We start from the raw sequence: 8,465 nt of genomic DNA on the forward strand, positions 1-8,465 counted from the left end.
TTCAGGGCCTTTTCAATGAATAGTGTTATTTAGTTTTTAAATCTTCGAAGGAAGATCTCTTCGGTAGTACCGTCAGGATAGGTCAACAATCCCTTCGCATCGCAGCTACCATCTCCAAAGTCGAGACTTGCAGTAGCTTCATTCCTGGAAATGTTTAATACACCACTTACAATAAATCGGCAAGATAATTCTCTGCGCAGTGGTGTTGCGGTCTCCTTCATAAAGACATTTCCTTGCGGACCTGTAAAAGTTCCCTTCCCGCTAATAAGGTATACATTGTCTCCCCAGAAACCGGTACCCACACCTTCGATCCACTCCCTTGTTCTGTTCCCGGTAAAACTGGCTGTATCGCCGTTTGGCCAGGTGGCAGCATAATTTGCATCGGCATCAGACTGCGGATTTCCGTTCTCATTGGCACGCATTCTCACAATAGAAGCACCTCCTTCAATAGCTACGCCATTAAAGGTGAAATTCTCTAAAGAAAGACTTAAGGTATTCATGGCTTGTTCCATGTCCTTGGCATAGCTAAGGAATATAATTCCGCTAAGTGTATTGCCATTGGGCAATTCACAACCCTCACCAAAATCAATGGTGCGTTCCCTTGTGGTAGAGGTAATGACCGTTGTTATGGTTACACATGCCGGTAAGAAATCCGAGTTGTAGGAAAACTTTGAGGTAGATAGTACCTCATCTGCGATATACACATCTTCAGCAATGTTTAGGATCTCTTCTGAGATCAATTCTGCTTCATCACTTGCCTTCAACTCGGCCACTTCAAATGATTCTTGTTCCGCAACCGGGGCGGTTTCTTCTTTGTTACAGGAAAATAGCAAAGCAGCTACCATTAGCATACCCCCTGCATAGTTCAATGTTTTGAGACTCTTTTTCATAATGTAGTTTTTAAAGATTACCCTCCTAGGACTATTATTGTTAAGAAAGGTTTAACACGGGGTCAAAAATATTAGTTCCCCAAGGTGTATTCTAAAAATATTCCTATCTTTGCACCTTGATTGAAAATCAATCAGATACATAAAAATCATTAAATAAAATATTGGCATGTATTTAACCAAAGAAGTGAAGAAAGAAATCTTCAAAAAGCATGGTGGAAACGAGAACAATACCGGTTCCACGGAAGGTCAGGTAGCATTGTTTACGCATAGGATCAATCACCTTACTGGTCATTTAAAGAATAACCGGAAAGATTTCAATACAGAGAGATCTCTTGTTATGCTCGTGGGAAAAAGAAGGAGTCTTTTAGATTACCTAAAGAAGAAAGACATTGAGAAATACCGCGAACTAATCAAAGAATTGAATATCAGAAAATAATAGAAAAGGGGAGGACATGTCTTCCCCTTTTTTTATTCTCAAGCCCCTAAGAAGGGCAACATTAAAAAGCTTACACTCAGTTTTTCATTGGTCCACAACACAACAACACAACTTCGGCCGACCATGAGGGCGGCAGACCATTGTTTAACATACCTGTAGAAACAGGTTTAATTAAAAAGTATGATTCCAAAAACATTTAAAGAGGTCATTGACCTTGGTGATGGTAGAACTATTTCTATCGAAACCGGAAAACTTGCCAAACAGGCCCACGGTTCTGTTGTTGTTCAATCAGGCAAGTGTATGTTACTATGTACAGTAGTTTCCAATTACAAACAAAGTGATGTAGATTTTCTGCCTTTAACAGTAGATTATCGTGAAAAATTTGCAGCCTCCGGGCGCTATCCGGGTGGTTTTTTCAAAAGAGAAGCCAGACCCAGTGATGGTGAAGTGCTTACCATGCGCTTGGTAGACAGGGTGCTTCGTCCTTTATTTCCAAAGGATTACCACTCAGAAACACAGGTCATGATACAATTAATGTCTCATGATGACGATGTAATGCCAGATGCAATGGCCGGTTTGGCTGCCTCTGCAGCAATACAACTATCCGATTTTCCTTTCGAATGCGCTATCTCTGAGGTACGCGTTGGAAGGATCAACGGTGAATTTATTATCAACCCAACACGGGCCCAGTTAGCCGAATCGGACATCGATATGGTAATTGGTGCCTCCGCAGATTCAGTGATGATGGTGGAAGGTGAAATGGGTGAGATCTCGGAAGAAGAGATGGTAGAAGCCATTAAATTTGCCCACGAAGCCGTGAAGGTGCAGGTTGCTGCTCAAATGAGATTGGCAGAAGCTTTTGGCAGAAAAGAAGTTCGTGAATACGAACAGGAAGAAGAAGATGAGACCATGGCAAAGGGCATTCATAAAATGGCCTATGACAAGGTATACGTTGTTGCCAAAGCAGGCTCTTCCAAGCACGAACGCAGTGCGGCTTTCTCTGAGATTAAAGAGGAGGTTTTAGCTTCTTTTTCTGAAGAAGAGGTGGCAGAAAAGGGAGACCTTATCAAAAAATACTATTACAAGGCCGAAAAAGCCGCTGTGCGAGACCTCACCTTAAATGAGGGCCTTCGTTTAGACGGGCGTAAGACCGATGAGATCAGACCCATCTGGTGTGAAATAGATTATCTACCTTCTACGCACGGGTCTGCCATCTTTACAAGAGGTGAAACTCAGGCATTGGCTACCGTTACTTTAGGTACCTCTCGTGAAGCTAATCAAATAGATATGCCTTCTTATGAAGGAGAAGAGACATTTTATCTTCACTATAATTTCCCTCCTTTTTCAACTGGGGAAGCAAGACCTATCAGAGGTACATCGCGTAGAGAAGTTGGTCATGGTAACCTTGCCCAACGTGCCTTAAAAGGTATGATCCCCGCTGATTGTCCTTATACGGTACGTGTTGTGTCTGAAGTATTGGAAAGCAACGGGTCCTCATCAATGGCTACCGTATGTTCCGGGACTATGGCTCTAATGGATGCCGGGGTACAGTTAAAGAAACCTGTATCCGGTATCGCAATGGGACTCATTACTGATACTGAAACCGGGAAATACGCCGTATTATCGGATATCCTTGGAGATGAAGATCACCTGGGAGATATGGACTTTAAAGTTACCGGTACTCAAGACGGTATCACAGCTTGCCAGATGGATATCAAGGTAAAAGGTTTGTCGTATGAGATCCTTGTAAAGGCTCTAAAACAAGCCAGGGATGGAAGATTGCATATCCTTACGAAATTAACAGATACTATTGATGCTCCAAAAGCAGATGTTAAACCACATGCACCAAAAATGGTTACTACCACTATTCCAGGGGAGTATATCGGTGCCTTGATTGGTCCGGGTGGTAAAGTAATTCAGGAATTACAGAAAACTACCAAAACCACTATCGTGATCAATGAAGATCCTGTTACTGAAGAAGGATTGGTTGAGATCCTGGGAACAGATCAGGCCGGAATAGATGCCGTATTGGCGAAAATAGATTCTATTACCTTTAAACCAACTGTAGGCAGCATCTACGAAGTAAAAGTGATCAAGATCCTCGATTTTGGTGCAGTTGTAGAATATATGGATGCCCCGGGGAACGAAGTATTGCTTCATGTATCTGAGTTGGCATGGGAACGTACTGAGAATGTTACGGATGTAGTGAACATGGGTGATGTCTTTGACGTGAAATACTTCGGAATAGATTCCAGAACCAGAAAGGATAAGGTTTCCAGAAAAGCTCTGCTGCCTAAGCCCGAAGGCTATGTAGAAAGACCCCCAAGAAACGATCGAAATGATCGTGGTGATCGCGGTGATCGTGGAAACAGACGTCCTACAAGACAGCGTAGAGACTAATATTTTCTTTTAAAAAAACCTTAAACCCCGTCCATTGGTCGGGGTTTTTTGATTTTTTTAACATTTAAATGAAAATTTCGTAACCTAATTGTAACATTCCTTCTTTTTTTACGTATAAGTATATGCAGTCTATGCACATTGAACCTAAATAGAAAGGAACCTAACAGATGAGACAGTTAAAGATTACAAAACAGGTGACGAACAGGGAAACCGCGTCGCTCGACAAATACTTACAAGAAATTGGAAAAGTAGATCTGATCACGGCTGATGAAGAAGTAGAATTGGCACAAAGAATCAAGGCAGGTGATCAATCGGCTCTGGAAAAACTAACTAAAGCGAACCTGCGGTTTGTTGTTTCCGTGGCAAAGCAATATCAAAATCAAGGTCTTACCCTACCCGATTTGATCAATGAAGGCAACCTTGGACTTATTAAGGCTGCTCAGCGCTTTGATGAAACCAGGGGATTTAAATTTATATCCTATGCAGTATGGTGGATTCGTCAATCTATCCTGCAGGCATTGGCAGAGCAATCTAGAATTGTTAGACTACCCTTGAATAAGATCGGATCTATTAATAAGATCAATAAAACGTTTGCATTTCTGGAACAAGCTCATGAGCGTATGCCTTCTGCTGAAGAAATCGCAAGGGAATTAGATATGACTGTTGAAGACGTTAAGCAGTCGCTCAAAAATTCAGGACGCCATGTATCTATGGATGCTCCTTTGATAGATGGAGAAGATTCCAATCTTTACGATGTATTACGCAGTGGCGAATCTCCAAATCCAGACAAGGATCTTTTACACGAATCCCTGAGAACGGAGATCGAAAGAGCTCTGGAAACCTTAACACCCAGGGAAGCAGACGTCATCAGATTGTATTTCGGCCTTGCCGGACAGCATTCAATGACACTGGAAGAAATTGGTGAAACCTTTGACCTTACCAGAGAACGGGTACGTCAAATTAAGGAGAAAGCCATCAGAAGGTTAAAACATACCTCAAGAAGCAAGATCTTAAAAACCTATTTGGGCTAAGGTACCCCAAAAGCAATCCGTTAGATGTCCGATTCCAAAATTGGAATACTGGAGTTTTTAACTTAATTTGCATACGATAACAACAGTTTATCATGACTGTTCGTTTTTTGATTGATGAATAAACTCCGGCTGATTACCGGAGTTTTTTCATTTTATAGCCTATTCCCAATTTTGTACCTTTATCTATGGCAGTATCTGTAAGCAATTTAATCCGTAATTTATCACCTTCCTCTAAATCAATTTTTGGCTCTTTGATCCTGAGCCTGCCTGTAATGCTGCTAATATCTTCATGCGATGTTGGCAAATCAACTCCTCCTTCAACGCCTGAGTCATTTACCACCCCTCTGGGCAAGGTATATACAAGAAACAAACCCAGCGAAAAACTTTTGGAGCAATACTATGAGGCAAAAAAAGCTTACCTCAAAGACACTACAGATGTTGACCTTCTTATTTGGTATGGGCGAAGAATGGCCTATCTAGGCAACTATGAAGATGCGATAGCCATTTATTCCATGGGTATCCAAAGGTTTCCCATGGAAGTACGTCTCTACAGACACCGTGGCCATCGTTATATTACCCTTCGTGAGTTTGACAAGGCCATCGCCGATCTGGAACATGGGGCAATACTAATTCAGGGCACTTCCAATGAGATTGAACCCGATGGTATGCCCAATGCCATGAATATCCCGGTTAGTACCTTACATGGTAATATCTGGTACCATCTTGGACTTGCCTATTACCTCAAACATGATTTTGAGAACGCCTATCGGGCATACCTCAATTGTCGGGAAAGCGGTGAAAACCCGGACAACATCGTATCGAGTACGCACTGGCTTTATATGATTCAGCGCCGACTTGGAAACACAGCTATTGCAGATAGCCTACTACTTCCTATCGAAGACGGAATGGAAGTGATTGAAAACACCAATTATTACGACCTCTGTAAATTTTACAAAGGCTTGATCCCTTTGGATTCCCTAACTAAGGCTAAAGAATTGTCGGCTGCTTCAGATGCAGTTAGCTACGGTTTGGCGAACTGGTATTTGTACGAAGGCCCGCAAGAGAAAGGTCTTAAACTTCTCAATGATATTGTGGGACGAGACAGCTGGAGCTCCTTTGGTTATATTGCTGCTGAAAGCGACCTCGGTAAGATCACTATCAGAAAAGGAGACCACATTATCTCTGAATAACAAGGGTTTGTTTATTTTTACAGACATATAAATGTGCTGATCTATGAATCAAGTAAAAATTGCCCCTTCCCTCCTCGCTGCAGACTTCGGAAATCTTCAGAAAGATATAGAGATGGTGAACCACAGTGAGGCAGCCTGGCACCATTTGGATATTATGGACGGGCTTTTTGTGCCTAACATTTCTTATGGGATGCCAGTGGTAAAAGCCATCGCAAAATTTGCAAAAAAACCTCTGGATGCGCATTTGATGATCGTGGATCCGGACAGATATATACAGACCTTTGCAGATCTTGGCGTCTATATGCTTACTGTACACTATGAGGCGTGTACCCATTTACATAGAACAATACAAGCCATTAAGTCTAGCGGGATGAAAGCAGGGGTTGCTTTAAATCCGCATACCAATGTAGAATTATTGAAAAATATCATCGGAGATCTGGACCTGGTACTAATCATGAGTGTTAACCCCGGATTTGGAGGCCAGTCTTTTATTCCAAACACCTATGACAAGATCAGAACACTAAAGCAATTGATCAAAGAACACAAGGCTACGGCCTTAATTGAAGTAGATGGGGGCGTAAGTATGGAGAATGCGGCAAAATTAATGAATGCCGGCGCAGATGTATTAGTGGCAGGGAGCTCTGTTTTTAAATCGAAGAATCCCTCCGGTACCATCGCAGAGCTCGCACGGGCAACTAATGCCTAAAACATAGACAGGTAATATTTCAAAAGATCGGTGGTAGTTACCATCCCTACAATTTCCTCACCATCTACTACGGGAAGGGCGTGGAACTTTCTATTTGTAAGTAAGGAAGTAACTTCTCTTACGGTGTTTTTTGGACTAATTGTTTCAGGTGTGCGCACCATAAGATTTTTTACATTAAACATCTCGTAGATGTCCGACTGTATATCACCTTCCTCACGATAGGCTCCATCAGCAAAACTTATTCTGAGCAGATCGTTCATACTGAGCATACCCACAATCTTCTTGTGATCTGTTACAGGCATATGCCTGATGTTGTGTTTTTTGAACAAATGCTCAGCTCGGGCTAAACCATCTTTAATGTCAACAGAAATAATTTGTTTGGTCATTATGGTGGTAATTGGTATATCAATGGAAATAGTCATGATGCTTATCTTTTATTTTGTTCTCTTAAATATCCGATTCTTTAGTCCCTCAAAGAATGATAAATATCAGGTTTAGCAAAGTGCGTATTTTCAGGTATTTTAGTATTTAATGCCTAATTTTGCTACTAACAAGTGCAAAGCTAGTATAAGGATTATAAAATGATAAAGGAATTAGACCTTATTATCGTAGGAGGTGGCCCCATAGGCATCGCCTGCGGCCTGGAAGCACAGAAAAAGGGACTACACTATCTTATTTTGGAAAAAGGGCCCATTGTTAATTCCCTTTTTAACTATCCTGTGAATATGCAGTTCTTCTCGTCTTCTGAAAAGTTAGAAATAGATGAGATTCCTTTTATCAGTAAAGAGGCCAAGCCTAAGCGAAATGAAGCCCTGGAGTACTACAGAAGGATTGTAACCTCCAATAAATTGAACATACGTCTTTTTGAAAAGGTCACTTCCATCCAAAAGGAACAAGCAATATTTGAGGTAAAAACGGAGAGGCAAGAGTTCACGGCCAAGAACGTTATTATTGCTACCGGTTTTTATGATCTTCCAAACAAATTAAACATACCGGGAGAAGACCTTGCCAAGGTCTCGCATTATTACAAGGACCCTCATTTTTATGCCAGTCAGAAATTGGCCGTGATCGGAGCCAGCAATTCGGCTGTAGATGCTGCGCTCGAATGCTGGCGCAAAGGGGCAGAGGTTACAATGATCATTAGAGGCCCCGAAGTTGGGCAACGGGTGAAGTATTGGGTTCGCCCCGATATTTTAAACAGAATTAGCGAAGGAAGTATCAAAGCCTATTACAATACCACGGTCGCAAAAATAAAGCCCAAAGAATTAATTCTTTCCACTCCTGACGGATCACAGAAACTGGAGAACGATTTTGTTCTTGCGCTCACCGGATATAAACCTAATTTTCAATTTCTTGAAGCATTGGGCATACATTTATCAGATGATTCAAAAAGATTACCGACCTATGACGAGGATACCATGGAGACCAATATAGAAGGACTGTTTCTGGCAGGGGTGATCTGTGGTGGTATGGAAACGCATAAATGGTTTATCGAGAACTCAAGGGTACATGCAAAGATGATCATCGATCATATTGTTAAAAAGCGTTCTGTTCCTGCCTAATTGTCATCTCCTTTTTAATGCGATCTATATTTTGAATTCGAGGCTATAATGCGATGATCCCTGAACGTTACAAAAAGCTTTGGGTCATTTTGTTCGGTGTTCCCTCAACGCTCCGCTAGGATTACCTCACCTCCGTTCGGTGTTCCCTCAACGCTCCGCAAAGGATTACCTCACGTCCTTCGGAGTTCCCGCAACGCTCCGCAAAGGATTACCTCACCTCCTTCGGTGTTCCCTCAACGCTCCGCTAGGA

At 41.9% G+C, this 8,465-nt stretch carries 8 protein-coding genes; 6 read left to right on the forward strand and 2 right to left on the reverse strand.

Translation table 11 applies throughout. The features are described 5' to 3' along the window. Positions 1-29 precede the first annotated feature (29 nt). A complete protein-coding gene (locus tag WBM49_RS14810; protein WP_424372822.1) occupies positions 30-890 on the reverse strand; it encodes a hypothetical protein in 861 nt (286 codons plus the stop codon). A gap of 166 nt (positions 891-1,056) precedes the next feature. On the opposite strand from WBM49_RS14810, the gene rpsO reads away from it, so the two are divergent. The 5 genes from rpsO (at position 1,057) to rpe (ending at position 6,653) form a co-directional block, all read left to right on the forward strand. Further along, a complete protein-coding gene (gene rpsO / locus WBM49_RS14815) occupies positions 1,057-1,326 on the forward strand; it encodes a 30S ribosomal protein S15 (RefSeq protein ID WP_424372823.1) in 270 nt (89 codons plus the stop codon). Positions 1,327-1,506: 180 nt separating this feature from the next. Further along, positions 1,507-3,726 (forward strand): polyribonucleotide nucleotidyltransferase, encoded by a 2,220-nt coding sequence (locus WBM49_RS14820; RefSeq protein ID WP_424372824.1) that lies wholly within the window; start codon positions 1,507-1,509, stop codon positions 3,724-3,726. 167 nt (positions 3,727-3,893) lie between these two features. Beyond that, positions 3,894-4,757: a sigma-70 family RNA polymerase sigma factor gene (locus WBM49_RS14825; RefSeq protein ID WP_424372825.1), complete on the forward strand. Its 864-nt coding sequence runs from the start codon at positions 3,894-3,896 to the stop codon at positions 4,755-4,757. A gap of 185 nt (positions 4,758-4,942) precedes the next feature. Beyond that, on the forward strand, positions 4,943-5,947 hold the full coding sequence (locus WBM49_RS14830; RefSeq protein ID WP_424372826.1) for a tetratricopeptide repeat protein: 1,005 nt from the start codon (positions 4,943-4,945) through the stop codon (positions 5,945-5,947). A 43-nt stretch (positions 5,948-5,990) separates the two neighbouring features. After that, entirely contained in the window at positions 5,991-6,653 is a 663-nt protein-coding gene (gene rpe / locus WBM49_RS14835) for a ribulose-phosphate 3-epimerase (RefSeq protein WP_424372827.1), read from the forward strand. Here rpe and WBM49_RS14840 read toward each other — a convergent pair. Next, on the reverse strand, positions 6,650-7,075 hold the full coding sequence (locus WBM49_RS14840) for a CBS domain-containing protein (RefSeq protein WP_424372828.1): 426 nt from the start codon (positions 7,073-7,075) through the stop codon (positions 6,650-6,652). The two genes, rpe and WBM49_RS14840, sit on opposite strands and share 4 nt — an antisense overlap. 159 nt (positions 7,076-7,234) lie before the next feature. On the opposite strand from WBM49_RS14840, the gene WBM49_RS14845 reads away from it, so the two are divergent. Further along, on the forward strand, positions 7,235-8,215 hold the full coding sequence (locus WBM49_RS14845; protein ID WP_424372829.1) for a YpdA family putative bacillithiol disulfide reductase: 981 nt from the start codon (positions 7,235-7,237) through the stop codon (positions 8,213-8,215). The last annotated feature ends 250 nt before the right edge of the window (positions 8,216-8,465 follow it).

Origin of the sequence: Muriicola sp. (assembly GCF_049669965.1) — a bacterium.
Taxonomy (GTDB): domain Bacteria; phylum Bacteroidota; class Bacteroidia; order Flavobacteriales; family Flavobacteriaceae; genus Muriicola.

Bases quoted from the DNA above. Each gene is read 5' to 3' on its own strand.
- rpsO (WP_424372823.1), top strand. From the start codon at position 1,057: ATGTATTTAACCAAAGAAGTGAAGAAAGAAATCTTCAAAAAGCATGGT.
- WBM49_RS14820 (WP_424372824.1), top strand. From the start codon at position 1,507: ATGATTCCAAAAACATTTAAAGAGGTCATTGACCTTGGTGATGGTAGA.
- WBM49_RS14840 (WP_424372828.1), bottom strand. From the start codon at position 7,075: ATGACTATTTCCATTGATATACCAATTACCACCATAATGACCAAACAA.
- WBM49_RS14830 (WP_424372826.1), top strand. From the start codon at position 4,943: ATGGCAGTATCTGTAAGCAATTTAATCCGTAATTTATCACCTTCCTCT.
- WBM49_RS14810 (WP_424372822.1), bottom strand. From the start codon at position 890: ATGAAAAAGAGTCTCAAAACATTGAACTATGCAGGGGGTATGCTAATG.
- WBM49_RS14845 (WP_424372829.1), top strand. From the start codon at position 7,235: ATGATAAAGGAATTAGACCTTATTATCGTAGGAGGTGGCCCCATAGGC.
- WBM49_RS14825 (WP_424372825.1), top strand. From the start codon at position 3,894: ATGAGACAGTTAAAGATTACAAAACAGGTGACGAACAGGGAAACCGCG.
- rpe (WP_424372827.1), top strand. From the start codon at position 5,991: ATGAATCAAGTAAAAATTGCCCCTTCCCTCCTCGCTGCAGACTTCGGA.